The organism is Synechococcus sp. SYN20 (genome assembly GCF_014279555.1).
Classification (GTDB): Bacteria; Cyanobacteriota; Cyanobacteriia; order PCC-6307; family Cyanobiaceae; genus Synechococcus_C.
Window position 1 is genome coordinate 2,701,879 of the sequence record NZ_CP047959.1, and the last position, 26,750, is coordinate 2,728,628.

Genomic DNA, 26,750 nt, shown 5'->3' on the forward strand with positions numbered 1-26,750 from the left:
GCGCAGCAGAAATTCACAAGTTCATTCTCTCTTGGCAGTCTGTGCTCAGGGATCGGAACAACGCAGGTAAACTCGCGTTCTCCCTTCTTTCCCTTTCCCCATGCTGAGCGCCCTGCGTCGCATCGCTGCGTTTTGCCTCTGCGTGTGCCTCTGCTTCGGCCTCGCGGCCTGCAGCGGTAATGGCAATGCCAAGCCCGCAACGATTAGCCCTGAAGACATGGCAGTCATCCGCAGGCAGGCTGAGGGATTCACGCAAGCCCAGGAACGTCTTCCAGATCTCGCAGCCCTCGTCAATCATCGCGATTGGACCTTTACCCGCAACCTGATTCACGGACCCATGCAAGAGGTCGGTCGCGAGATGTTGTACATCAATCAACGCCTCCTTCCAAACGATCGCGCCGAAGCCAACAAACTGGCAACAAAGCTCAAAGAAGCTCTCGCTGATGTGGATGAGGCCGCCCGTCTCCAAGATGGAACACGCTTGCAAAAGTCCTACACATCCGTTGCAACGGGTTTTGCTAATTACGCTCGCGTTATTCCCGCTGACGCTCTGAGCTGATTATCTCGATTGCCGTGATTGGTGCTGGTGCCGTCGGCGCCGGCACGGCTTGGCATCTAGCCCGTCAAGGACACGACGTCACGCTGATTGATCCGTCATTAGACGCACCTCTTCAGCGCAGCAACAGCCATGACCAAGCCCTCAATGGCACGGCTGCTTCACTTGGCGTCTTGATGGGGAACGTGTTTCGTCGATCCAGCGGACGTGCTTGGCGGCTGCGTCAACGCAGCATGGAACTCTGGCCTCAGTGGGTAGAGAGGCTCAACCATCCCGAGTCACCCCTGCGGCTCGACACTCCACTGATCCAGCTGGCTTCTAGCCCCTTGGAATCAGAACGCATGCAGAGTCTTGCCAAGCAACGCCGCGAGCTTGGACTCGAAAGCTTCAGCGCAGAGAGCACAGAGGCTCTGCAAACGTCCGATCAGATTCCCTGGCCCAATCCTGGACACGGAGGATTGCGTTCCCAAAACGACGGACGGATTGATCCCTTGGCCCTGCAACGGGCGTTAAGACGGAGCCTCAAGGCCGAAAAGGTGGCTCTTTTGCCGGCTCGCGTGACGACGCTCCATCGCCCGAATCCAGGTGATGGAAACCGCTGGCGCCTGGACCTGAACACAGGCCACAACATCCACTGCGACGTTGTTGTGATCTGCACAGCCTTAGCCAGTGCACAGTTGTTGCAACCTCTTGGACACGAGTTCCCGATGGAAGCAGTGCTAGGCCAGGTTCTGGACCTTGAAGTGTCGGCCACCAGCAAGGCCTGGGATCACTGGCCAGCAGTGCTGGTCTGCAACGGAATCAATCTGATTCGTCATGGAGACAACAGGCTTTGGCTTGGCGCAACCCTCGAACAAGGTGAGGAACCTTCCCCGGAGGAACCTTCAATCATGCGCCGATTGGATGGCCTGGCACCGAACTGGCTGCAACAGGCTGGGGTCGTTGATCAATGGCAGGGCCTCAGGGCCAGACCCTCGGGACGGCCAGCTCCATTGCTTGAGGTGTTGGAACCAGGCTTGATTTTGGCCAGCGGTCATTATCGAAACGGCGTTCTTTTGGCACCTGCTACGGCAGACTGGGTTGGTCAGCAAATGATGTCTACAACGAAGATTCCAGCCTCCTGACCCTGTCTTAACTCGATCGTTATTGGTCTTTGACACCTCAGATGTAGAGATGACATGCAAGTAAAACGCTCATTTGGCCTCATGCGTCGCCATTCCTTGAACCGTTCCAGCACGACACTGATCGGTGTTGCAGCAGCTTTCAGTCTTGCTGCCTGCGCGTCGAGCGATCAGGGAACTGGCAACCAACAGGGCCGTCTATCAGCCGCAGGGGCATCATTCCCAGCTGCGATTTACCAACGCTGGTTCCAAGATCTGGCGCCTGAAGGAATCCAGGTCAACTACCAATCCATTGGATCAGGTGCGGGAGTCCGTCAATTCACTGCTGGCACCGTTGATTTCGGGGCCTCTGACAAGCCCATGCAGGCCGAGGCCATTGCCAAAGTGAGTCGCGGCGTCGTCCAGGTCCCGATGACAGCAGGCGCTATCGCAGTGGCGTACCACAATCCAGGCTGTGAATTGAAGCTCACGCGAGAGCAACTCGCTGGAATCTTTTTAGGCACCATTCGTGATTACAGCGCATTGGGTTGCAAAGCCAAAGCCATCAAGGTGGTGCATCGCTCCGATGGCTCTGGCACCACGTACAACTTCACCAAGCACCTCTCTGCCATCAGTCCGGAATGGAGCAACGCTGTAGGCGCCAGTAAATCCGTGCAATGGCCTACAGGTGTAGGTGCCAAAGGCAACGAGGGTGTAGCCGCCCAACTCACCCAGATTGATGGCGGGATCGGATATGTCGAGCTGGCCTATGTCAAAGGGGATCTAAAGGCGGCGGCGATTCAAAACGGCTCCGGAGACAAGGTGGTACCAACCAATGCCACCGCGAATCGAGCCCTTGGTTCGATCGACCTTGGCCCCGATCTCATCGGAAGCAATGCCAACCCAACGCACGGCTATCCGATCGTGACGTTCACCTGGGTGCTTGCTTACGCCAATGGCAACGGAAGCAACACAGATGTACTCAAATCAACCTTTGATTACATGTTATCGGAGGAATCACAAGCGAAAGCACCCGAACTGGGCTACGTCTCTCTTCCCCCAGAGGTGATCGTTCAAGCCAAAGCAGCAGCGAATACGATTAAGGAGTAACAGCAATCCGCGGAATGAAGACATAAAAAAGAGGGACTAAAGTCCCCCTTTTTTCATAGTCTGATTGAATCAAAAATCAAGGCTTGAATTACTTGGTTTCTGTAAATTCAGCATCGATGACATCATCTCCAGCATTGCTAGATCCATCACCAGAATTACCCGCAGCTGCGCCCTCTTCCCCAGAAGCTGCAGCTTCCGCACCAGCCTGTTGGTAAACAGATGCACCAACGGTGTAAAGCTCCTGCTGTAACTCCTCAAGGAGGGTCTTCATCGACTCAAAGTCCTCTTTTTCCGTCGCTTCCTTGAGCTTGGCGGCCTTCTCTTCAACCTTGGCCTTGGCATCGGCATCAACCTTGTCGCCGAGTTCAGCAAGCTGCTTTTCAGCCTGATACGCGAGAGTTTCAGCCTGATTCTTCAGGTCAATTTTCTCGCGCTTCTCCTTATCAGCACTGGCATTACTCTCGGCATCCTTCACCATCTTCTCGACTTCATTGTCAGAGAGGGTGGAGGCTCCTGTGATCGAGATCGACTGCTCCTTGCCGCTGCCCTTGTCCTTCGCTGTCACGCTGAGGATGCCATTGGCGTCAATGTCAAACGTGACTTCAATCTGAGGCACACCACGAGGGGCAGCTGGGATGCCATCGAGACGGAAGGTGCCAAGACTCTTGTTATCTGAGGCCATCTCGCGCTCACCCTGGAGCACGTGAATCTCAACGTTGGTTTGACCATCCACAGCAGTGGAATACGTCTCAGATTTTTTGGTTGGAACAGTTGTGTTCCTCGTGATCATTTTCGTCATCACCCCACCAAGCGTCTCGACGCCTAGGGATAGGGGCGTGACATCCAGCAGCAGGATGTCTTTGACTTCACCAGCCAAAACACCACCTTGAATGGCAGCACCGATCGCCACCACCTCATCAGGGTTCACGGTCTGGTTGGGGTCCTTGCCAGTGGTGCGCTTCACAAGCTCGAGCACAGCCGGGATCCGGGTGGAGCCACCCACCATCACAATCTCGTCAAGCTCACTTGATGAGAGCTTTGCGTCTTTCAGAGCCTGCTCAACCGGGATCCGGCAACGATCGATCAGCGTGGAAGCCAACTCTTCAAACTTGCCGCGCGTCAGGGTGAGATCAAGATGCTTAGGTCCTTCCGGGGTCGCCGTAATAAAGGGCAAATTGATTTCGCTCTGGGTCGCACTCGACAGCTCAATTTTCGCCTTCTCAGCAGCTTCGGTTAGACGCTGCAGAGCCTGCTTGTCCTGACGGAGATCGATACCTTCGTTGGATTTGAAACTGTTGGCGAGATGGTCAACAATCACCTTGTCGAAGTCATCACCACCAAGGTGCGTGTCACCCGAAGTGGAGAGCACTTCAAACACACCATCTCCAACTTCCAGCACAGAAACATCAAAGGTGCCGCCGCCAAGGTCGAACACAAGGATGCGTTCGTTGCTCTTTTTATCAAGGCCGTAGGCCAACGCCGCAGCTGTTGGCTCATTAATGATGCGCAGCACTTCCAGGCCTGCGATCTTGCCGGCGTCTTTTGTGGCCTGGCGCTGCGAATCGTTGAAGTAAGCGGGAACGGTAATTACCGCTTGGGTCACGGTTTCACCGAGGTACTTACCGGCGTCTTCGGCCAGCTTGCGCAGCACCTGGGCACTCACCTCTTCAGGGGCGAACTGCTTGTCGAGAACGGGGCACTTGACTTTCACATTGGAGCCGGCCTTTTCAACGCAGTAGCTCACCTCTTTTGATTCCTCGTTGACCTCATCAACGCGGCGACCAATGAAGCGCTTGACAGAATAAAACGTGTTGTCGGTGTTCATCACCGCTTGACGCTTCGCGATCTGACCGACCAGCTGATCCTGGTTCTTTGTGTAGGCCACCACCGATGGAGTGGTGCGGAAGCCCTCAGCATTGGCGATCACGGTGGGCTTGCCGCCCTCCATCACCGAGACACAACTGTTGGTGGTACCTAAATCAATGCCGACAACCTTGCCCATCAGTGCCCTCCTATCTCTCGAAAAAGTGTGACTAGAACTCGTGCATCTTCGTCAGAGACATCACCAAGAGGCGAGGTGTGGTTCCCGAACAGCCCGAACGGCACGCTGGTCACGGACTGCCAAACAAAGGAATGATCAGCGGAACCACAGCACTGGTCGCACTGTTGGGACAACCAGTGAGCCACTCACTCTCACCGGTGATGCAAAACGCAGCCCTGAAGGCGATGGGGCTCGACTGGAGCTTCATGGCCCTGCCCTGCAGCGCTCATGATCTCGCCACCGTGCTCAAGGGATTGGAGGCCATGGGGTGCCGTGGCCTCAACGTCACCATCCCCCACAAACAGGCCGTCTCCCTGCTCTGTGACGAACTCAGTCCGCTTGCTCAACGACTCGGGGCCGTGAATACCCTCACTCCATTGGTTAATGGTGGCTGGCACGGACACAACACCGATGTAGAAGGTTTTTTGGCCCCGCTCCTACAGAACAACGCGAACTGGAGCGGAACACGAACTGTGGTGTTGGGATGTGGCGGCAGCGCCCGAGCCGTTGTAGCGGGTTTGCAGGACTTAAACCCAAGCGACATCACAATCGTGGGGCGTCGGGCTGAAACGCTCCACCCGTTTTGCAACGATCTCCAGCAAGGCCGACCAGCCAACAGTGTTCTGTTACAACCACTTTTAGACACTGACCCGCACCTTCAAACCCGAATTCAGCAAGCAGATCTGGTGGTCAACACCACCCCAGTTGGCATGAGCAGCCATCAGCCTGATCGAGGTCCCGCCCTGCCGCTCGGCGTGGACATTTGGGACAAGCTCAACGCTCAGACCGTGCTCTACGACCTCATCTACACACCACGGCCCACGCCATGGTTAGAGCGCGGGGAGAGGTTGGGCTGCCGCACCTATGACGGCTTGGAAATGCTTGTGCAGCAAGGAGCCGCCGCTCTGCGGCGTTGGAGCGGCATCGATGAGGTTCCAGTAGACGCGATGCGGGAAGCAGCACTCAAAAATCTGAGCCATCCCTAAACGCCGCCTAGCCTTAAAGCACTCATCAGCTTCAACCTGTGCCCATCCCCATCTGGCAGCGCCTGCTTGGTTTGTTGGTTTACGTGTTGCCATGGAGCGATGCCATCCCCATCGGCCAACATCTGCTCATTCAGTTCCCTGTGTTGCAGTGGCTGACCCTGCCGGCCTTGCCTCTGTTCATTTTGGAACGGGGTATTCCTTTCGGTCTTGGGAATCTTCTGGTGTTTTTCTTGCTGTTCTTGGCGGTGGTGAGGAATCCAAACGTTCCCTACTTCATTCGCTTCAACACCTTGCAAGCGCTGTTGGTTGACATCATTGTGGTGATCATTAGCTATGCGTTCGCCATCCTGCCTATCGGTGGCGGACTGATGATGCGCACCCTTTCCAGCACTGTTGTGGTGGGTGTTCTGGCGGTTGTGATCTTTGCCCTAATCGAGTGTTCTCGAGGCCGTGAGCCCGACCTACCGGGCTTAAGTCAAGCGGTTCGCATGCAGTTGTACTGATTCCAATAACACCAGGCGATATGGTGGTAGATCCGTCGCTCATTCACTGAGCCTTCAGTCCCCGTCGGATCTGTCTCCATGACCCAACAGCCTTACTACGAGACCATGTACATCCTCCGTCCGGACATCCCGGAAGAGGAAGTTGAGTCTCACGTGACCAAATACCGCGACATCTTGACTGAGACGGGTGCCGAGGTTCTCGACAACCAAATGAAAGGCAAGCGTCGTCTGGCCTATCCGATTGCCAAGCACAAAGAAGGCATCTACGTGCAGCTGAGCCATAACGGTGATGGCCAACAAGTGGGCGTGATCGAAAAAGCAATGCGTCTCAGTGAAGACGTGATTCGCTACCTCACCGTGAAGCAAGAAGGCCCATTGCCTGCTCCTCGCGTCGCACCTGGAACAGAAGCACCAGCCGAACCTGAAGCTGCTGCTCCTGCCTGACGGCCATTGTGCAAGCCATGGACGGGCGATAAGGTCCGCCCATGGCCGATCAGGACTCCAACTATTGCTCACCTCCACCGATCTGGAGAGCCGCCAGGCCACCAAGTGGTGACCTCCAATCACTCAAAGCAAGGGTGCATGAACTGGAAGAGCAGGTCAGGGACTACGAAGCGCTGTTGAGCGAACTCCCCGACCTCTTTGAACGCAAATTCCAACAGAGATTGGAACCGCTGTTGGAGCGCTATCGGTTGCTAGCTCAGGCTCAGCAATTAAGGGCAGCACCGCCGGAAGCCGAAATCGTTCCTTTGCCCTTACGAGCCGATCGACAAGGCCAAAGGAACAACATCGCAGCCTGATCTCAACGCCGATGCTTGGCGGCCCACAAGCGTGTGGGTAAGCCCCAAACGTAGATAAAGCCTTCTGCAGCACGATGATCAAATTTATCTTCGCTGCCGTATGAAGCCATCTCGGGGACGTACAAGCTGTTGGCTGCAGAAGCTCTCCCCGTGACCGTGGCATTGCCCTTGTGAAGCTTGAGGCGCACGACCCCATTCACATGGATCTGGGTGCGATCCATAAAGCCATCAAGAGCCTCTTTAAGAGGGCCAAACCAAAGGCCCTGATACACGAGATCTGCCCATTGCATCTCAAGCTGTCGCTTGGTCCGCAACACATCGGCAGCAAGGGTGAGACTCTCCAACTCCTGATGCGCCTGAATCAACAGCAGCAACCCAGGCGTTTCGTAAATCTCCCGACTTTTAATCCCCACCACACGGTTCTCGATCATGTCGAGACGACCGATGCCATGGGTGCCTGCCAAACGGTTGGCTTCTCGGATCAGCGCAACGGGATCCAGCCCTTTGCCATTGATTGCAACAGGATTACCGCCTTCAAACTGGATCTCGATCTCCTCGGCATCGTTAGGGGCTTGATCCACGGAACGGGTCATCGCAAAGACCTCTTCTGGTGGCGCCACCATCGGATCTTCCAAGGGACCAGCTTCAATGCTGCGCCCGAGCAGGTTGAGATCGATCGAATAAGGAGATTTTTTGCTCACGGGAGACGGCATGCCAAATCGCTCGCCATAAGCGATCGTTTCCTCTCGGCTCATGCCCCATTCACGGGCTGGGGTTAAGACCTTTAAGTCGGGGGCAAGCGATGCAATCGCCACATCAAATCGCACCTGATCGTTTCCCTTGCCCGTACAACCATGGGCCACAGCATCAGCTCCTACCTCCCGTGCCACCTCCACTAGGCGACGGGCAATCAAGGGGCGAGCAAGGGCGGTTGAGAGGGGATAACGACCCTCATAAAGAGCATTGGCGCGAATCGCCGGAAAGGCAAAGTCCTCGATGAAGGGCTTAATCAGATCACCAACCAAAGACTGACTGGCTCCAGCCTCGAGTGCTTTGAGTCGTATCGGTTCCAGTTCATCGCCCTGACCGAGATCAGCGGCGAAGGTGATCACCTCCTCAACACCCCATTCCTGCTTGAGGTAAGGGATGCAGACGCTGGTGTCCACCCCACCGGAATAGGCGAGAACGACCTTGGTTGCGCGTCCCATCAGGTGGACTCCTGCTCTGAATCAGATTGCACTGATTCTCCACTCCCGCCGGCCCGCTGGAGCGGCTGTGGAGCCAGCCGAGCAAGCCAAAACAGCCAAAGCGCCATTAAAAAGGCAGGAACAAACAACAGCACAAGCACTGGAACCGTAGACACCACCAACGGATCTGGATGCAAGCGCCCCCACTTCCACAGACCAAAACTCAGCAACAAAGCCCCGCCCCACACAGAGAGAAGCAGCCACACCTTGACCAAAAGACGTCCTCAGGACTGCACTCACCTATGATGATCGATTACGGATCTGGACAGTGTCGTCTGAGTTGAGCGCCCTCGACAACATCAATCCAGCTCTCACGCGTTACGGGCGGAAAGAACTCGCACCGGTGTTGCCCTTGCGCGAAGAGCCCGATTTGCTGAGCTGGCTTGAAACCAGCGGTCGGCTTGTGGAAGACGAAGAGTCCAGCACAGCTGAAGTCAGCACGGTGGAAGAAGAAGAGCTCTCTGCACTCATGGGCGAAAAAGAGGATTACAACGCTGCCGATGAGCAAACAGAAGAGAATTGGGAAGATTGATTTAAGGTCCCTGCCCTAAGCCGTTGAAGGAACGGGACGTGAACGACGCACAAGAGACTTCCACACCCCTAGAGGGGAAAGTCTCTGCTGGTGTACTTGCCGTTGTTGTGGTTGCAGCAGCGTTTGCATCAGACCGCTGGATCCCCAACAGCCTGTTGAGCCTCCCCTTACTGATTGCAGCGCTGATCGCTGCAATAGTGACCTGGTGGGGTGTGCCCAAGCTTCGAGGCTTAAAGCTCGGGCAAGTGATTCGAGAAGAGGGACCACAGGCCCACCTCAGCAAATCTGGAACCCCAACGATGGGCGGACTCCTGGTGGTGCCGGTCGGCGTGATCGTAGGCAGCCTCATCAGCTGGAGCGGTCAAGCCGCTGAACAACTTTTAGCTGTGGCGTTCATCACGCTCGCCTACATGGTGGTGGGTGGAATTGACGATTGGCGCAGTCTCACCAAACACACCAACACCGGTTTAACGCCACGCGGCAAATTACTTCTTCAAGCCTTGGCGGCCGTGATCTTTCTGATCTGGGCCGGAATGCGCGGTTGGATCAGTGGTGATGTGGCCTTGCCGTTTGATATCACCCTTCCCTTGGGCTGGTTGATTTGGCCGCTTGCTGTCTTTGTGTTTTTAGCTGAAAGCAACGCCACCAACCTCACCGATGGCTTGGATGGTCTTGCTGCCGGCTGCGGGGCCCTGGTGTTCACCGGGATGGCACTTCAGCTCACACTGCGAGGAAACAGCGGAGATCCAAGCCTTGCTGGGTTCTGCATGGCCATGGCGGGCTGTTGGCTTGGTTTTCTTGTGCACAATCGCAATCCAGCCAAAGTGTTCATGGGAGACACCGGGTCTCTGGCCATGGGAGCGGCTCTCACCGCTGTGGCCTTGCTGACAAACAGCCTTTGGCCTTTGTTGGTGATGGGTGGAGTCTTCCTGGCGGAATCTCTCTCCGTAATCATTCAAGTGTGGGTTTTTAAAGCAACCAAAGGTGCTGATGGAGTTGGGCGAAGAGTATTCCGCATGTCACCCCTTCACCACCACTTCGAATTAGGGGGTACACCAGAGCAACTCGTGGTGCCTGGATTTTGGATCGCAACAGCGGCTCTTGTCCTCATCGGAATCATGCTTCGACCTCTGTGATGGTCTGCATCCAGTGGTTGCGATTCAGATCACAATTCAGCCAGCCATCAACAAGCCAACAGAAGGTGAAATAAAATTTAGAACAGCCAGAGAATTCATTATTTTTTATACCTTAAAAACAATCAAAAGATATCGGCACTTAAAATTCACACCCAAACTACACCAAAATCCACGAAAACAATCCAACTAAACATCTAAACATCACAAAACAACAACCTAAGAAACCGAGAAATTATTACCCAACAACACTAAAATCGAAAAACAATTTAAACCGTAACATCTCAGAATACTATTTGAAAGGCCACAATGAAACCCATTACACTCTGAATCGCATATTCTGTAAAACTTACAATTCCAAGGGGTGTTTTGGTATTACCTCCTACACAAGCACAATTCAAAGCCAACTTATCAATATAAACAGCTTTTATAACAGATACCATTCCCTGTACACCAACAATAAAAGCAACCCAACCTGCAATCAAAAGGGGAGGTTCATATAAAAATCCTAAACCAATGAGTAACTCGACCCCTGGGAAAAGCTTTCCCCATATGGGTAAACGCTGGGTGAGAAGATCATATTTCACAAAACTATTGGCAAAGGATTCAACATCCATCAGCTTGAGCATCGCTAAAGCACAGATGGAAAAACCCATAAAGTGCTGGATCACGCTGTCGCCAAGAACAATGGCCATCAGCAAAGCCGTGCCAAAGACGGCTATCACCGGTGTATAGGAATAATCAACCCCTTGCACATCCTCACCAAGTAAAGCTGCTAAATCGCTGTAACCACCAATTCGTTCTGTACCACTGAAAATCTGTGGCGTCGTAGGGACTCCATAACGCTGCTTAAAAGCATCAACCTGTTCCTGACTGGTCAAATGATGATCTTCGAAGTGGATCTGTCGCTTTTGCAACAACTCAATCGCTTTCAGACCCCATGGACATTCATGATCTGGCATCGACATTCGATAAAGTTGAACATCACTTAACAACTGAGAAGACATCACTGATCCAGACTCTGTATAGATCGTAGCCATACCTTTTCAAATCGACTACAACTATTGCGGAAAAACAATTTAGAGATTATCCTTCGGATGAATAGCAATTAGCAATTCCAATCACCAAGAGTTCACTGTTACACAAATCTCCTGTATTCAAAGATCTTCAACAATTTGATTAAGTATTTCACTTGCGACAACCATAAAATCAACACAACAATTGATTAGCTTAAATCCAAGACAATTAAAAACATGCTTCTACATCAACCAGGAGGCATCTCTAAAGCAATTTCAATCCTCTGCTAAATCTTTGACCGATACCATGCCCACAGCCATACGTGTCTTACTTCACTTGGAAAGAAGCTGGTCTCACGCGTGATTGCACCAGCCTTGAAGCGATGGCCTCCCGCTTTGAAGAAGCAGCCAGCCTGATGCGCCGAATGGCACAACAGGGCTTTGAGCTCAACGCAAAAGGACGTCAACAACAGATCACCCACAGCGATGCCGACGTCTTTGAATCTTGGGGTTTTGTCAATGAAGAACCTGCCTTCCGCCAGCTCACCTTGATCAGCGATCCATCCACCGAGTCGCCCGGGTCTTAATCACCTACGGCGAAAGCCACCGATCACCCACACCAGGACAAACAAAAAGGAAGACAACCCCAGGTAGATCAAGGCCCACTTCTGAACGGTGGCGATCTCCCAACCAAAAAGCAGACCATTGGCCGCGTCTCCAGCCGTTGTAAACGCGAGCGGCAAAGGCATGAGGGCAGAGCGAGAGGATCAAGCCATGCTGCCTTGAAACCCCCCATGTCGAACTTCCCAAAGACAGTGATGCTGCTCGGTAGCGGCGAACTGGGCAAAGAGGTGGCGATCGCTGCCCAGAGATTGGGTTGCCATGTCATCGCCTGCGACCGTTATGCGGGTGCGCCAGCCATGCAGGTCGCAGATCAGGCCGAGGTGCTGACCATGACCGATCCAAACGCCCTAAAGGCTGTTGTGAACGCACATCAGCCGGATGTGCTGATCCCGGAAATCGAAGCGCTGGCCGTGGACGCCCTACAAGATCTGGAAGACAACGGCATCTGCGTAATTCCCACCGCCAGGGCCACTGCCGTAACGATGAACCGTGACCGAATCAGAAATCTTGCTGCTGGTGAACTCGGGCTACGGACCGCACGCTTTGCCTATGCCTCCGATGCGCAGGAGCTCCACCGTGCCGCCGCACCGTTGGGTTGGCCTGTCGTCGTCAAACCAGTGATGAGTTCATCAGGGAAAGGCCAAAGCGTGGTTCACTCCGCTGCTGAATTAGATCAGGCCTGGGAGATTGCCATGGCAGGAGCACGAGGCAGCTCCGCCCAGGTCATCGTGGAGGAATTTCTTGAGTTTGATCTTGAAATCACGCTGCTCACCATCCGTCAACGCGATGGAACCACCCTGTTTTGCCCACCGATCGGTCATCAACAAGCCAATGGCGACTACCAATGCAGTTGGCAACCCGCGTCAATTTCGCCAAGCCAACTGCAACAAGCGCAAACGATGGCCCGCACTGTCACAGACAACCTTGGCGGCGTAGGTCTATTTGGGGTGGAGTTTTTCTTATGCGGCGATGAGGTGGTGTTTTCCGAGCTCTCCCCAAGACCCCATGACACTGGTCTCGTGACTCTGATTAGCCAAAATTTAAGCGAATTCGACCTGCATCTCCGTGCCGTGTTGGGGCTTCCCATCCCCTCGATCACTGCTGCCGATGCTGCGGCCAGCCGCGTGATCCTGGCCGAGAGCCAGGGAAACGAGGTTGCATTCAGTGGCGTGGAACAAGCCCTCTCGGAGCCAGAGACCAACCTTCTGCTCTTTGGCAAACAAGAGGCTCGGCCAGGACGTCGGATGGGCGTGGCTTTGGCCCGCGGCACTGATCTCAACGAAGCTTTAGCTAAGGCAGATCGCTGCGCAGCAGCAGTGAAGGTTCAGGTGAAGGACTGATCATGCCGGGCTCGTCCGCCCAAAAACCGATAGTGCTGGATGCCCTCCAGCACGCCAGGCAATTGGGAGCGACTCGCAAAGTACACACGCTGTTGCTGTCGAAAATCATCCAAACAAGGATCGTGATCGCCCAAAACAACGGTGGCGGGTCGACCACAAACCAACTCGCCATCTCCCTGTTCACTGGCGACAACCAACATCTGTTCCAGGGGAAGCCCCCAGCGCAGAGCGAGAAAACGGATTGCTTCGCTGCGGGATGCCCTCAGGGGCAGCACATCTAGAAACCAATGGCAGCGAAGCTGGGGACGCGCGGCCTGGTGTCGCTGGCGCAGACGTTGCCGGATCAAGGGAAGGATCTCTTCTCCAGCATCGCGAATCGTGTAGCTCAGCTTGAACGAACCTTGCTGCTCAGGTCGCTGCAATTCGATGTGATCGGTGAGGTCTGCCAATGCACGTTCCACGCCTGCACGATCCCAATCCACGCCAATCTGAGCCGACCAAAACAAATCAGGCTCACTTTCCTGGCCGTAGTGAATCTCCGTACCAGCCCCAGTGATCCACACCTTCGGTTCCGGTAACAACAACTCCGCAAAACGTTGTCTGGCAGCAGGCAACGAACGGCCTGACAGGATCCCTAAAGCACAGCGCTCGAGCTGCGCACGCAAAAGCTTGAGCGCATCACCGTCGGGCTGTTCCAAACTGCTGTCGAGATCAAGCAACAGCAAGCGATCGCCCAATGGCTGGAAACCTCCAATGGAGGAGGTCGGACTGGATGGAAGCGCAACTGGCTGGGTCACCGCCTTCAGACGCTCCTGCATCAAGGCCAAGTAAGAGCAAACGTGGGCATCCCAGCTGAAATGGCGACTCACCGCCTCCACGCCGTTGTCACTCCAGCGGCTCCAGCGTTGGAGATCAGAACCCGCACACTCCAGTGCATCTTGAAGGGCCTCTCGATCCGTCACATCGGCCAGTAGGCCGTTGTCACAACGCGCCAGGATGTCCCGTGGACCTCCGTCATCGGTCGCCACCATCGGCAGTCCGCAAGCAGCAGCTTCCAACAAGGTGAGTCCAAACGGCTCCGTCAACGCAGGATTCACAAAGAGGCCACGGCGCTCGGCAGCCCAGCGATAAATGGCAGGAATCTGATCGCGACGATGCTGCTTGGGGTAGGCAATACGGCCGTAAAGGTCATAGCGATCAACAAGATCAAACACCTGCTGAAACACATCGCGCTGCTGCTTCTCCATCTGCCGGGGATCCTCCCGACAGCCCAGCACCAGCACCAAATTGTGGCGTTGCCGTAAGACAGCAGACCGGCCGAACGCCTCAACCAGAGCGGGAATATTCTTGCGACGAACAGCCCTAGAAATCGCCAACAGCGGTGGAAGCTCAGGCTGACGCAAGAAAGGCGTTAAGAGTCCCTCAACGTCACTCAATTCTGCGTCCACCGAACCAGGGTGAAAGCGGCGTGCGTCCACACCGGGAGGAGCCACCTGAGCCCGATCAGCACGAAATCCGCCGTAACGGGAATACTGCTGATCACATTCCTGGCGCGTACTGGTGATCACCAGATCGGCATGAGCCAGTGCTAATTCCTCCGCATCAATGCGACGGCTGATCGAATAGGTCTGCTCGAGCTGTTGATGGTCCCCACCTGCAGCTAAGAGTCGACGCTGCTTCTCACGACCAAGGGAATGGCCTGTGAACACCAAGGGAATGCCAAGACGACGACTCAGCAGGGCCCCGACATAACCAGCATCGGCGTAGTGCGCATGAATCCAATCCGGTCGATGTTCAGGCTTCTGAAGATGCACCACAAGCTGATCAGCGAGATCCTCGAGATAGGGCCAAAGCAATTCCTTGCGGAGGTAGCGCTTAGGACCGAAGGCAAAACGCTGAATGCCTGCACCGGCAGCAATCGCTTCAACGGGCTGGGCGTAATCAGCTGAAACCCGCCGGTCTTGAATCAGGCGCGTCACCACGTCAACGCGATCCACTTCAGCCCGAGCCGCAAGGCTGCGCACCAGTTCGAGCACATAGAGGGTTTGACCTCCGGTATCGGCGTCCCTTCCCAGCTCCAGATCATGGGAGCGGAACAGTCCATGAAGATGGAGATGAAGAAGCCGAAAACCCACAATCAACCCTCAACGGAACAAGACATCAGATGCATGTCTTGATTAAGGGTTAAGGCGTTCAAACACGTTCAAAACTGAAGAGATCCTTAGAAATCAGCAGCTAGAAGCATTTGCTTCGGTTAAAAGCCTGGCTGAGTCAGGATCTTTGGCTGGTAACGCAGCAACAAGACCATGCAAACTGATGATGAAATGCAACGCAGCATCGTGGAGATCGATCAGCTTGTTCTGATCATTTGAAGACAACGCTTTAAGAAAAGGGGGTTTTTAGAGCTGTCCAGTGACATCCACCAAGGGGACGGACGCATGGCCCCAACCACCGCCGCTAAAAGTATGGGAGGAGGGAACAGTCAGCTGTTCGTTAATCCAAGCCAAAATGAGCGGCCCAAGAATCGGGGCTTCCTTCTGATCCACAGGCGCCCATAGATTGAAATGAGTGCCACCTGAGGCGAGCACAAGGCGATGCCCATTGGCCAGTGGGTTCCCTCCCTTCAATGGCTCCACAGCCTCAGGATCGGAGGGAACCACCCAGTCTTTGGTTCCACTCACCAACAACACCTTGGCCTGAAGGGAGGGGCCGCTCGACTCATCAAAAAGAAGTCTCATGGGTGGACTCACCACGACGGCTGCCTTGACCCGAGGGTCAGCCAATGATCCCTGATCAGCTCCCGATAACCAGCTGCATTGCAACACCCAACTGAGATTTCGAGCTGGATCACGAAGATCCTGACACCGCGTTTTCAGCTTCCGACTTGTGGTTTGTAAACCACTCAATTGCATCGCTGCCGTGGCACCCCATGAATGACCGACAACCGCTACGTCATCAATAGCGATCTGTTCTCCCACCAACAGAGTTCCAGCCTCCACTCCATCCAATAGAGCTGAGACATCCAGAGGGCGGAACCGTAGCTCCTCAGGATTTGGTGGTGCTGCAGCACCACTGAGGAGATCTTTTTGCTGATCAGCGTCACTCCCAGGATGACTCGGCAATAAAACGGTGTATCCATTGGCAGCAAGCAAGCGGCCCCAACCTTCAAAACTTTCTGGCTCATCCCACAAGCCATGGGAAATCACCACAAGCTTCCCGTTCGAGGTTCCCTCTGGCGTCAAAACAGTGATGTCAAGAGCTTCAGAGCGATGGGCCACAGGAAAGCGAATCTCTGCCCGTGTCCAACCCTCAGCCCCTGATTCAGCCAACGACTTTGGCGCTGGGGTCATCGCTGTTCCTTTCTGAACCAGTGCGCGGGCATCATCCTGATTGTCCCGTAAGCGTTTGGCGTTAAAAGCCAGGGACTGAAAGTCGATGGATAACGACTCACCCGGGACGCGACGAAGCAAGCCCAACAAATTGGGCTCTGCATCGCGATAGGCGGCTTGCAGAGCATCCGACAACACTTGTCCGCTGGTATCGGCCGGCAAACCCTCCACCTTCACCAACTGGGAGGCCGTCAATAAAGCTTGCTCAAGCAGTGGATGGCCCACCGATTGTTCCAACACGCTTAATGTGCGCTGGGGAAGTGGTGCAGTAAGGAACTGGCCAAGCAAGCGGGACACAGAACCATCGCCCGCTTGATCTAATTCCTGCAGATCAGGGTTGGCCTCAATCAACTCCACCGTTGTGCGTGCCCCCTTCAGATTCAGAGAGACATTCACATCCAAAAGTGGCAGATCAATCGTGAGTCGTTCGACTGCTGAAACGGATCCAGCAAATGAAACACTGAGTACGGACGCCAACGCAGCGGAACGAACACCATCACTCCAACGATCAGAGAAAAAAGTCATGCCGCCACCTCGATGGATTCAGGTGGATGTTGCTCCAAAATCTTGCTGAGGTAGCGGCCGGTATGACTGGTTTTATGCTGGGCTACCTTCTCAGGCGTTCCAGTCACCACCACATGACCGCCCTTATCACCACCCTCTGGACCTAAATCAATAATCCAATCGGAACAACGTATTACATCTAAATTATGCTCAATACAGATGATTGAGTTTCCTTTATCCACAAGACGCTGCATCACATCCATCAATTTATGGACGTCATAAAAGCTGAGTCCGGTGGTTGGTTCATCAATTAAATAAAGCGTTTTTCCGGTTGCTCGACGCGAGAGTTCAGTCGCAAGTTTCACGCGCTGAGCTTCACCTCCAGAAAGGGTGGGAGCTGGCTGACCAAGTTTCACATACCCCAAACCAACATCAACCAAAGTCCAGAGTCGATCAGCGGCCTGGGGGATTGCAGAAAACACATCAGCAGCCTGTTCCACTGTCATTTCCAGAACATCAGCAATCGTGTGTCCTTTGTAGGTGACCTGAAGCGTTTCGCGATTGAACCGAGCACCTTTACAGACATCACATTGCACATAAACATCAGGTAAAAAATTCATTTCAATAACGTTCACGCCCTGGCCACGACAAGCCTCACAACGGCCACCCTTCACATTGAAGCTGAACTGTCCAACCTGATAGCCACGGGCTTTTGCCTCCACCGTTGCAGCAAAAATCTGACGAATAGGGTCAAAAGCACCGGTATATGTAGCCGCATTCGAGCGGGGGGTACGACCGATCGGAGACTGATCAATCACAATCACCTTGTCGATCGATTTGAGACCACGAAGTTCACCCAACCCTTGTGGGAAAGGAACCTTATGGCCAAGTCCATGCTCCAGTGCTGGATGCAAAAGTTCATTCACCAGAGTGCTCTTTCCACTACCGCTCACACCAGTGACTGAAACCAGTCGTCCTAGCGGAAACTCCACATTTAATCCCTCAAGATTATTGCGGGAACAATCGAGAAGTTTCAAACTCCGGGTACCAAGATTACGCCGCTCTGCTGGAGTCGGAATACTCTTCCTCCCACTTAAATAGGCACCAGTTAGAGAGTCTTCAGCGCTTAATAAGTCATCAATCGATCCCTCCGCCACGATATAACCACCGTGCACTCCGGCTCCAGGGCCAATATCGACAAGATGGTCTGCAGCGCGGATCGTATCTTCGTCGTGCTCAACCACCACCAAGGTGTTGCCTAAATCCCTCAAACGTTCGAGCGTGGCCAATAAGCGATCGTTGTCGCGCTGATGCAAGCCGATGCTCGGTTCATCGAGCACGTAAAGAACACCCGTGAGCCCTGCACCAATTTGAGTCGCAAGACGAATCCTCTGTGCTTCTCCTCCTGAGAGTGTCATCGCCGGTCGGTCCAAGCTCAGATAGTCCAAACCCACGTCGAGCAAAAAGCGCAGGCGCATCCGGATCTCTCTCAACACGAGATCACCAATTTGAATCTGACGAGAGTTCAGGAGTGGCTCGGAACCTTCATGGCTGCCCACCCCCATCAAGTGCTCAATCCGTTCAAGAGTTTGACCGACGCTGACGGCCGTGAGCTCAGTGATCCGAAACGGACCAACTTTCACCGCAAGCGCCTCGGGTCTCAAGCGCAGACCTGCGCAACTGGCACACGGAACAAGCTCAAGGAATTTTTCAAGCTTCTGCCGCTGCGCCTCTCCACTGGCATCACGAAGTTGACGCTCAAGAATCGGCAAAATCCCCTCAAAAGGTCTCATGGAAGTCTGAGACTTTCGATAACGGCTATCTGCCTGAATTTGAATCGGCTCGCGACTTCCATTCAACAAAATATCTTTTTGTTCATCAGTGAGATCCTTCCAAGGAGTCTTGATTTCAAATCCGAAAGCTTCACCAACGGAATACAAAAGCGAAAAATAATAGGAGTTATCTTTTTCGGCCCATGGAACAACAGCGGAGTAAACCGGTTGGGATGGATCTGGAACCACGCGCTCTGGTGTGAATTTACGAAGATGACCTAATCCATGACAATCATCACAAGCCCCATAGGGACTGTTAAATGAAAACAAGCGCGGCGACAACTCTTCGATAACAGATCCGTGCTCTGGACAAGCAAAGTTCTCTGAATAAAGTCGCTCTTGTTCCACTCCCTCTGGTAATCCCTCACCCTTTTTAGGAACCACTTCCACAATCGCCAAACCATCTCCACGTTTCAAAGCCGTACGCAGAGAATCATTCAACCGTTCCTGAATTCCTTCGCGAGCGACAAGACGATCCACAACAACCTCAATGCTGTGCAGATGGTTTTTATCAAGTTCAATATTGTCCGCGAGCTCACGCACCTCACGATCAATCCGGATGCGAGCGAAACCCTCCGCAGCCAACCCACTGATCAATTTGCTATGGGTTCCTTTTTTGCCACGGACCACCGGGGCTAAAAGCTGATAACGGGTCCCTTCCGGAAGCGTGAGAATTTGATCGACCATTTCATCAATGGTTTGAGGTCGAATCGCTCGATTGCACTGCGGGCAATGAGGTTCTCCTGCCCTACCAAACAACAATCGCAAATAGTCCTGAATCTCCGTCACCGTGCCAACGGTGGAGCGAGGGTTGTGGCTCGTTGATTTCTGATCAATCGAAATCGCAGGTGAAAGCCCTTCAATGGCATCCACATCAGGTTTATCCACCTGACCAAGAAACTGACGGGCATACGCAGACAAGCTCTCCACGTAGCGACGCTGTCCTTCCGCAAAGATCGTGTCGAATGCCAACGAGCTTTTACCGCTGCCACTAACACCGGTGAAGACCACCAATTTGTTGCGCGGAATCGTGACGTCCACGTTTTTAAGGTTGTGCTGACGGGCGCCTCGCACCCGAATCACCTCCTCTAGGGACCCCCCACTCAAATTCACAGCCTTCGTCGAAGCAGCCTTCGTCGAAGCGGAATCATCCTTTGCGGTCGGAGCAGGGCGCCCCATACGGAGTGTGTTCAGCAGCCAAGAAGTCTAAGGAGACTGCTGCTGTTCAGGCTGCTCTTTGCTCCAACAAACTTGCTGCATAGGCTTGAGCATCCTCAAAATCCCCTCCAGCCAATTCAGCCAACTCTTGGCGTCTGGCCTGAGTGTCCCGCAGATGGGACACTCGCGAGCAGGTTTCTCCGTCCACTACCTCCTTACTGACGCGGAAGTGATGATCTGCTGCTGCAGCCACTAACGGTTGATGGGTCACACAAAACACCTGGCGATGCTTGGCCATGGTTCGCAGCAAGTTGGCCATCTCTCCACTCACGCGACCGCTCACACCACTGTCGATCTCGTCAAACAACAAGGTGCTGGATCCATCCACATCCGACAGGCAGGTTTTAAGCGCCAATAGAAAACGCGACATCTCCCCTCCTGATGCCACCTCAGCTAGAGGAGCAAGGGGCTGGCCTGGATTCGCCGAAAACAAAAAACAGATGGCATCGGCGCCTAGATCCATCGGCTCAACGGCAGAGAAATCCACCTGAAAACGCACGTTTTCAAGACCCATCGGCCGCAAATGGGTCATTAATCGCTCCTCCAGGGAAGCTGCGGAAGCCTGTCGCAACAGCGTGAGTGACTGGTTGCAGGAATCTCGATGCTGGCGAGCCTCCTGCTCCCGGTGGCGCAACGCCTCCAAAGCCGCGTCCGCACCACCCGCTGCCCGTTGATCACGCAGCACATCGCGCCGCTCTATTAAGACCTTGAGTTCAACCCCATAACGCCGCTCTAAGCGTTTCAGCAAAGCGAGCCGTTCCTGCAAGACACCTAATCGCTCTGGATCGCTCTCTAAGGACGCTCCATAGGCTTCAAGGCCCCGAATCAAATCGAATAAACCAGCCTCCATATCCAGGCATTTCTCTGCAGAAGAGCTAAGGGAGGCATCAAGAATCTGCATTTGCTGCAACTCATGGCAGCAGGCCGTGAGGTGATCCAAAGCTGATGGAGCCTGTTCAGCGCCGTCTTGAAGCCTGCCAATCAACGCAGCAAGACCTTCGAGCAAACGCACACCATGAACCAAGCGGTCTTGCTCTTGTTCCAGCTGTTGAATTTCAGCGGGATCGTCTAGCGAGGCGGCCTCGAGTTCCATCAAGAACGCGTCTTGTTCCTCTTGCTGTTCTTGAAGGCGAAGACGATCGGTCTCCACCTTCAAAACCTCGGCATGGCAGTTCTGCCAAACCTGCCAACACTCACGCACGGTTTGTGCGCACTGCGCTAATTGCTCACCGCCCAGTCGATCAATCCAACGTCGTTGCTGACCCGGATAAGCAAGCTGTTGGGTTTGACCCTGCACCGTGAGGTCGATCAGCAAAGGCCTGAGCTGAAGCAATTGTTGCCGGTTCACGACAGTGCCGTTCAGTCTTGAGCGGCTGCTCAAGCGTTCGTCTTGACGCCGCCACTCCCGCGACAAGATCAAATCACCCCCGTCATCGTCCAGTTGATGCTCTTGAAGCCAACGCCGCGCGGCATCGTCCGGAGTGAAGGTCGCTTCAATCACGGCGCGATCACAACCCGTCCGCACCAACCGACCCGCGGACGTTCCCTGCATGCCACCAAGGAGGGCATCGAGGGCATCTAACAACAGCGACTTGCCTGCCCCTGTCTCACCAGTTAGCACAGAAAAACCATGGTCGAACGCCAGCTCCAAGCGCTCGATCAGTGCGATGTTGTCCAGTCTCAGACCGGTCAGCACGGCGAACCCCAAGGTTCAACAAACCGTAGCGACGGCTTCGGTCGTTTAGAAGGGATCACCAACGCAGTGGCGGTGTGGCACAACACGAGTTAGGAGATTTCATTGAGGCCGCCGGTCTGCTCGAGTACGACCCGGCTGCGATCACGCGGATCTATGCCGGCCATCCGCAGCGCTTACTACGCCGCCTCTGGCAAACCCTTGTCCCCATAGGGCTTTTACTGCTCGGAGTTGGTGTTGACAAACTCCTAGGACTGCTGAGCAATCAAGAGCGAGCCCGCACGAGAGCCAGGGAATGTGCCAATTTGCTCGTTGATCTCGGTCCTGCATTCATCAAGGCTGGCCAAGCGCTTTCCACGCGTCCAGACATCGTTCCTCCTGTGCTGCTCGAGGAACTGGCCCAACTCCAGGATCAACTTCCTGGCTTCGATAGCGACCTTGCCATGGCCTGCATCGAGGACGACCTCGGTGCACCAGTCGACAGCATCTATGCGGAACTCGATCGAGAACCGATCTCCGCAGCATCTCTTGGCCAAGTGCACCAGGGGTATCTCAAGAGCGGCCAAAAAGTCGCCGTCAAGGTGCAACGACCTGGTTTACGAGAACAAATCACGCTTGATCTTTATATCGTTCGCAACATTGCTGCATGGCTTAATACAAACATCGGCCTTATTCGTAGCGATCTTGTTGCACTAATCGATGAATTAGGGAGCCGAGTGTTTGAAGAGATGGATTATCTAAATGAAGCGGCTAATGCAAATAAATTCCGTGAATTACACAAACAAAATCCACGGATTGCCGTTCCTGAAATTTTCGAAGATGCCACCAGTAGACGGGTGCTCACAATGGAATGGATTGATGGTGTCAAACTCACCAACCTCGAAGCTGTTCGGGAGTTAGGAATTGATCCCAATGACATGGTTGAAGTGGGAGTGAGCTGCAGCTTGCAACAGCTCCTCGAACACGGGTTTTTCCACGCTGATCCCCATCCTGGAAACCTTCTAGCCATGGCCGATGGTCGACTTTGCTACCTCGATTTCGGAATGATGAGTGAAGTCAGCCGTGAATCCAGAACTGGACTGATCCAAGCTGTTGTTCATCTTGTCAATCGCAATTTCGGAAAACTCTCCAAAGATTTCGTCACGCTCGGATTTTTAGCAGAAGACGTGAATTTGGAGCCGATCGTGCCTGCTTTTGAATCCGTTTTTAGTCAAGCCATCGAGATGGGCGTGAATCGCATGGATTTTAAAAGTGTCACCGACGATATGTCCGGAGTGATGTACAAATTTCCCTTCCGCGTTCCTCCTTATTACGCCCTAATTCTCCGCTCTCTTGTCACCCTTGAAGGCATCGCGCTCAGTGTGGATTCGGAATTCAAAATCCTGGGTGCTGCTTACCCTTATTTCGCCAGACGTTTGATGGAAGATCCTGATCCTCAATTGCGTCAAAGTCTGAAAGAGATGTTGTTCGAAGGTGATGCCTTCCGTTGGACAAGATTGGAAGGTCTTGTTGCAAGTGCAGGGAGTCAAAGCCAATTAGATCTCGAGTCATTGCTCGATCAAGTGCTCGACTTTTTGTTTTCAGCCAACGGCGGCATGCTCCGCAATCAATTGGTTGAGGCAGTAGCGGATCGTTTGGATGCCATTGGTTGGACAGCCCTACAACGCTTCGGGCGCCGCTTGCCGCGGCCTCTTCAACCAACGCTGCTGCTTGATGCCAGCCCATCCCTCAACGAAGACAGCTATCTCGACCTGGAGCCAATCCGGCAACTCATCGGCGTTTTACAGCAATTGCCAGGTTTCAATCCTGATCTTGTGTTTAGTCGACTTCCTCGCTTGATTCGTGAACGGGATGCAAGACAAATGGGAGTTGCCTTAGCGCAGGGATTAGCCGAACGCGGAGTTGTTCGCCTCGTTAAAGCAGCTGCAGGAAGTCCGAATTAGATTCTTGCAAAAGATCAAGTTCATGCTCCGCAGATCCAGCCGCCAAACCATCCTGGCGCTTGGTGCCGCAATCGGTCTCAGTATCTCATCTGCGCTGCAACCGGCCCTTGCAGCCAAGGATGTTGCTCTCGTAAGCGGGGCCTACAAACGCTCAATCTCTGTCAGTGACATTGTCTATCTTGCAGACACTGGCAAAGCCAGGGGCATTCTCTCGGATGTTCTTCGCCTCGGAAAACAGGATCCCAAAGAGGTCGCCAAATTACTGAATCAGAAGCTTGATCTTCCTTTAGTTCTAACCAGTCGATTGATGTCCACTCGCATTGGAGACGTCATCATTCGCCGTGTCGCAGCGATTATTTATCCCCTCAAAGTGCCTGATCCCTCAGTGAGTGTTCCTGCAATCCGAGCCGGCGTGATTAATGGTTTACAAAAAGAGGAAGGTGGCCTCACAGTGATTAATTTTCTGGATGCCTATCCGGCAGACGTCATGGAAGTGAATATTCCTGCTCTGCTCGGTTTGATCGAAAAAGCTGAATCCATTGCTGGCTTAGTGAAATTCTTCTCCGATTCACCACTCGACGGGTTGAAATAAAGCGTTCGCAAAACCCGACCACTCGGTCCAGACACATAGATTTCTGAAGTTGTTGCTCTCTGCGGGTGTCCGTACTCAAGAACCTCCGCCGGCGTTTCACGGCCAAACCGGTCATGCAGGACTGGCCCGGGCTCATCGAGGCCTATCGATCTTGGCTTCCCGTCTCGTCTGCCACTCCAGTCATCACCTTGCACGAGGGTGCAACGCCACTCATTCCGGTCCCATCTGTGGCGGAACGCATTGGCCGCGGAGTGAAGGTTTTCGTGAAGTACGACGGTCTTAATCCCACTGGATCCTTCAAAGACCGTGGAATGACCATGGCGATCAGCAAGGCCAAAGAAGCCGGCTGTGAAGCGGTGATTTGTGCCAGCACGGGCAACACCAGTGCTGCCGCTGCCGCCTATGCCCGTCGTGGCGGAATGAGGGCCTTCGTATTGATCCCAGACGGATACGTCGCACAAGGGAAATTGGCGCAAGCTCTGGTTTATGGGGCTGAAGTGCTGGCGATCCGGGGCAATTTCGACCGTGCTCTCGACATCGTTCGCGAAGCAGCTGAGAAATACCCGATCACCTTGGTGAACTCGGTAAATCCTTACCGACTACAGGGACAAAAAACCGCTGCCTTTGAAATCGTCGATGCCCTAGGAGATGCTCCCGACTGGCTGTGCATCCCGATGGGAAACGCTGGAAATATCACGGCCTACTGGATGGGATTCCAGGAATATCAGCAAGCTGGTCGCAGCCGGCGTTTGCCGCGAATGATGGGCTTCCAAGCCAGTGGCTCCGCTCCACTGGTGAATGAAACCACCGTGAGCAATCCGGAAACAATCGCTACCGCGATTCGCATCGGCAATCCCGTGAACCGGGAGAAAGCCATCGCAGCCCGTCAGGCCAGCAAAGGTGCTTTCCTGGATGTCACCGATGCGGAAATCATCGAGGCCTACAAACTGCTCGGTGGCCAAGAAGGAATCTTCTGTGAACCCGCCAGTGCAGCCTCTGTGGCGGGCTTAATCAAACGTGCAGCAGAGGTTCCGGACGGAGCAACGGTGGTCTGTGTATTGACCGGAAATGGTCTCAAAGATCCGGACTGCGCCATCAACAACAACGACGCCTCTTTCTACGCCGATCTTGATCCCGATCTGAGCACCGTCGCCAAGGTGATGGGCTTTTAAATCGGAGCTCCATGGAAGATCCACACCACAGGCTGTGGTTGTCTGCAGCACCTTCATAGGGTCTAAAAGCCCTTTAAAGAGGTTGATGCCATCGGAATGAGTGGATTCATGGATGTCAACACCTGGATGATCGTTGGCTTCTTATTGGCGGCCTATTCGGTTGTTGCCAACGACTCACTTCAAACCCTCGGCACTTACATCTCTTCCAACAAGACACGCAGCCCTAAAGGGGTCCAGATGCTCTTCATCTGCACGATCACGGTTGCGGTGCTGATGCTCGGCTGGTTTCTCAAGAACGGTGATCCGGCCTGGGGTCGACTCAGTGTTCCCGGTAAAGAGTTTCCGCTTCCTGAACCCTTCACCTGGGTCTACATCCTTCCTCCCCTTGCCGTGCTGGCTCTGACTCAGTGGGGTGCACCCGTGAGTACATCCTTTCTCGTGCTCTCCTCGTTCCATCCAACGAATATTGGACAGCTGCTGAACAGCTCTCTTACGGGTTACTTGGTGGCGTTTGGCGTTGGTCTGATCGCCTACGGCCTCGGCATGTGGCTACTGGAGCGCTGGGTGTTTCGGCGCACGCAGGAAGGCAAAGAGATCAACAGGATCTGGTTTGGCCTGCAGTGGCTCTCCACCGGTTTTCTTTGGAGCATGTGGCTGGTGCAGGACCTCGCCAACATTTTTGTCTTCCTACCTCGCCAACTTGAGTTCTTCCCCATGGCCATCTGCACGGCGGTGCTTTGCGTGGGCCTGTGTGTGTTGGTTGCCACCGGCGGCGGCCCGCTCCAGGCCGTCTTACGCACCAAAACCAACACCTCCGATTTGAGGTCAGCCACGGTGATTGATTTCTTCTTTGGTCTCTGCCTTCTCTATAAAGCGTTCCTGTCCTCGTTCCCCCTCAGCACCACATGGGTGTTTCTGGGTTTGATCGGTGGCCGAGAGATTGCCCTACGGATCAAGGAAAAAGAGTTTGAGGTTGTATTCACCAATCGTGAGGGCGGAAACCTCGGCAGGATCATTGGTAACGACCTTTGGAAGGCCTTCGTCGGCCTTGTGGTGAGCCTCGGGGTTGCGCTTGGTATTCAGACTCTGATTTGACTCGGCGGCGGATGAATTCCCAAAAGACTTCAAAGAAAAGATTCCAAGAGCGACTGATGCGCTCACGACGAAAGGAGGAGTGGATCCTCTCGTTGAGCCTTCGATAGCAAGCAAATGCGCTGAGTTCAGATCACAAAGTGCCTGAGGAATCCGCGAATTGTCTTGCTTTTAAATCGTGGAAAACCAGGGACAACTCACCCCCTTCAATAGTTGCGGGTATTCCCCAGGCTGTGGGGACTGGGGAAACGGATCAATTCTCCCCATCGCTCTCCTTGAGTTCCACAACCTACCGGCTTCAAAAACAGTGAGTGCGGGGTGGGTTTG

24 protein-coding genes are annotated in these 26,750 nt (G+C 53.9%); 15 read left to right on the top strand and 9 right to left on the bottom strand.

The window, feature by feature from the left end:
- Positions 1-100: 100 nt before the first annotated feature.
- The 3 genes from psbQ (at position 101) to pstS (ending at position 2,766) form a co-directional block, all read left to right on the top strand.
- Positions 101-559 carry a photosystem II protein PsbQ gene (gene psbQ, locus SynSYN20_RS14215; protein ID WP_186524196.1) on the top strand — a complete coding sequence of 153 codons (459 nt, stop codon included), beginning with the start codon at positions 101-103 and terminating at the stop codon, positions 557-559.
- Positions 560-573: 14 nt separating this feature from the next.
- Complete coding sequence (locus tag SynSYN20_RS14220; protein WP_186524197.1) at positions 574-1,680, top strand: FAD-binding oxidoreductase; 1,107 nt, start codon at positions 574-576, stop codon at positions 1,678-1,680.
- 81 nt (positions 1,681-1,761) lie between these two features.
- Positions 1,762-2,766 (top strand): phosphate ABC transporter substrate-binding protein PstS, encoded by a 1,005-nt coding sequence (pstS, locus tag SynSYN20_RS14225; protein ID WP_186524198.1) that lies wholly within the window; start codon positions 1,762-1,764, stop codon positions 2,764-2,766.
- 88 nt (positions 2,767-2,854) lie between these two features.
- Here pstS and dnaK read toward each other — a convergent pair whose 3' ends face one another.
- A complete protein-coding gene (gene dnaK, locus SynSYN20_RS14230) occupies positions 2,855-4,768 on the bottom strand; it encodes a molecular chaperone DnaK (RefSeq protein ID WP_186524199.1) in 1,914 nt (637 codons plus the stop codon).
- A gap of 131 nt (positions 4,769-4,899) precedes the next feature.
- Between dnaK and SynSYN20_RS14235 the strand changes: the two genes are divergently transcribed.
- From SynSYN20_RS14235 to SynSYN20_RS14250, 4 genes are all read left to right on the top strand, one after another.
- Positions 4,900-5,793, top strand: a complete 894-nt coding sequence (locus SynSYN20_RS14235) for a shikimate dehydrogenase (protein WP_186525720.1) — start codon at positions 4,900-4,902, stop codon at positions 5,791-5,793.
- A 38-nt stretch (positions 5,794-5,831) separates the two neighbouring features.
- Entirely contained in the window at positions 5,832-6,296 is a 465-nt protein-coding gene (locus SynSYN20_RS14240; protein ID WP_006854938.1) for a Tic20 family protein, read from the top strand.
- Positions 6,297-6,374: 78 nt separating this feature from the next.
- Entirely contained in the window at positions 6,375-6,740 is a 366-nt protein-coding gene (gene rpsF / locus SynSYN20_RS14245; protein ID WP_186524200.1) for a 30S ribosomal protein S6, read from the top strand.
- A 41-nt stretch (positions 6,741-6,781) separates the two neighbouring features.
- Positions 6,782-7,096, top strand: coding sequence for a hypothetical protein (locus SynSYN20_RS14250; RefSeq protein ID WP_186524201.1), 315 nt, complete (start codon positions 6,782-6,784; stop codon positions 7,094-7,096).
- 2 nt (positions 7,097-7,098) lie between these two features.
- Here SynSYN20_RS14250 and SynSYN20_RS14255 read toward each other — a convergent pair whose 3' ends face one another.
- Positions 7,099-8,304, bottom strand: coding sequence for an argininosuccinate synthase (locus SynSYN20_RS14255; RefSeq protein ID WP_186524202.1), 1,206 nt, complete (start codon positions 8,302-8,304; stop codon positions 7,099-7,101).
- Positions 8,304-8,549, bottom strand: coding sequence for a hypothetical protein (locus SynSYN20_RS14260; RefSeq protein WP_255476299.1), 246 nt, complete (start codon positions 8,547-8,549; stop codon positions 8,304-8,306). Before SynSYN20_RS14260 ends, SynSYN20_RS14255 begins: the two co-directional genes overlap by 1 nt.
- Before the next feature lie 62 nt (positions 8,550-8,611).
- Between SynSYN20_RS14260 and SynSYN20_RS14265 the strand changes: the two genes are divergently transcribed.
- Complete coding sequence (locus SynSYN20_RS14265; RefSeq protein WP_186524204.1) at positions 8,612-8,875, top strand: DUF3134 family protein; 264 nt, start codon at positions 8,612-8,614, stop codon at positions 8,873-8,875.
- Between the two features lie 23 nt (positions 8,876-8,898).
- Positions 8,899-10,011: a phospho-N-acetylmuramoyl-pentapeptide-transferase gene (gene mraY / locus SynSYN20_RS14270; protein WP_370586689.1), complete on the top strand. Its 1,113-nt coding sequence runs from the start codon at positions 8,899-8,901 to the stop codon at positions 10,009-10,011.
- Positions 10,012-10,292: 281 nt separating this feature from the next.
- Here mraY and SynSYN20_RS14275 read toward each other — a convergent pair whose 3' ends face one another.
- Positions 10,293-11,015: a MauE/DoxX family redox-associated membrane protein gene (locus SynSYN20_RS14275; RefSeq protein WP_186524206.1), complete on the bottom strand. Its 723-nt coding sequence runs from the start codon at positions 11,013-11,015 to the stop codon at positions 10,293-10,295.
- A gap of 332 nt (positions 11,016-11,347) precedes the next feature.
- Between SynSYN20_RS14275 and SynSYN20_RS14280 the strand changes: the two genes are divergently transcribed.
- On the top strand, positions 11,348-11,611 hold the full coding sequence (locus SynSYN20_RS14280) for a hypothetical protein (RefSeq protein WP_186524207.1): 264 nt from the start codon (positions 11,348-11,350) through the stop codon (positions 11,609-11,611).
- Here the strand turns inward: SynSYN20_RS14280 and SynSYN20_RS14285 are convergent, their stop codons facing one another.
- A complete protein-coding gene (locus SynSYN20_RS14285) occupies positions 11,612-11,773 on the bottom strand; it encodes a hypothetical protein (RefSeq protein ID WP_006854947.1) in 162 nt (53 codons plus the stop codon).
- A gap of 45 nt (positions 11,774-11,818) precedes the next feature.
- Between SynSYN20_RS14285 and purT the strand changes: the two genes are divergently transcribed.
- On the top strand, positions 11,819-12,988 hold the full coding sequence (gene purT / locus SynSYN20_RS14290) for a formate-dependent phosphoribosylglycinamide formyltransferase (RefSeq protein ID WP_186524208.1): 1,170 nt from the start codon (positions 11,819-11,821) through the stop codon (positions 12,986-12,988).
- Here purT and SynSYN20_RS14295 read toward each other — a convergent pair.
- From SynSYN20_RS14295 to recN, 4 genes are all read right to left on the bottom strand, one after another.
- Positions 12,973-15,123: an HAD family hydrolase gene (locus tag SynSYN20_RS14295; protein WP_186525722.1), complete on the bottom strand. Its 2,151-nt coding sequence runs from the start codon at positions 15,121-15,123 to the stop codon at positions 12,973-12,975. The genes purT and SynSYN20_RS14295 overlap by 16 nt on opposite strands.
- Positions 15,124-15,387: 264 nt before the next feature.
- A complete protein-coding gene (locus tag SynSYN20_RS14300) occupies positions 15,388-16,902 on the bottom strand; it encodes an alpha/beta fold hydrolase (RefSeq protein WP_186524209.1) in 1,515 nt (504 codons plus the stop codon).
- Positions 16,899-19,892, bottom strand: a complete 2,994-nt coding sequence (gene uvrA, locus SynSYN20_RS14305; RefSeq protein WP_186524210.1) for an excinuclease ABC subunit UvrA — start codon at positions 19,890-19,892, stop codon at positions 16,899-16,901. The genes SynSYN20_RS14300 and uvrA overlap by 4 nt, the downstream gene beginning before the upstream one ends.
- A 46-nt stretch (positions 19,893-19,938) precedes the next feature.
- Positions 19,939-21,627 (bottom strand): DNA repair protein RecN, encoded by a 1,689-nt coding sequence (gene recN, locus SynSYN20_RS14310; RefSeq protein ID WP_186524211.1) that lies wholly within the window; start codon positions 21,625-21,627, stop codon positions 19,939-19,941.
- 74 nt (positions 21,628-21,701) lie between these two features.
- Here recN and SynSYN20_RS14315 point away from each other — a divergent pair, with 74 nt between their 5' ends.
- The 4 genes from SynSYN20_RS14315 to SynSYN20_RS14330 all read left to right on the top strand — a co-directional run bounded on the left by SynSYN20_RS14315 (position 21,702) and on the right by SynSYN20_RS14330 (position 26,426).
- A complete protein-coding gene (locus SynSYN20_RS14315) occupies positions 21,702-23,567 on the top strand; it encodes an AarF/ABC1/UbiB kinase family protein (RefSeq protein WP_186524212.1) in 1,866 nt (621 codons plus the stop codon).
- 22 nt (positions 23,568-23,589) lie between these two features.
- Entirely contained in the window at positions 23,590-24,159 is a 570-nt protein-coding gene (locus SynSYN20_RS14320) for an alpha/beta hydrolase (RefSeq protein WP_186524213.1), read from the top strand.
- 113 nt (positions 24,160-24,272) lie between these two features.
- On the top strand, positions 24,273-25,331 hold the full coding sequence (thrC, locus tag SynSYN20_RS14325; protein ID WP_186525723.1) for a threonine synthase: 1,059 nt from the start codon (positions 24,273-24,275) through the stop codon (positions 25,329-25,331).
- A gap of 96 nt (positions 25,332-25,427) precedes the next feature.
- Positions 25,428-26,426, top strand: coding sequence for a hypothetical protein (locus tag SynSYN20_RS14330; RefSeq protein ID WP_186524214.1), 999 nt, complete (start codon positions 25,428-25,430; stop codon positions 26,424-26,426).
- The last annotated feature ends 324 nt before the right edge of the window (positions 26,427-26,750 follow it).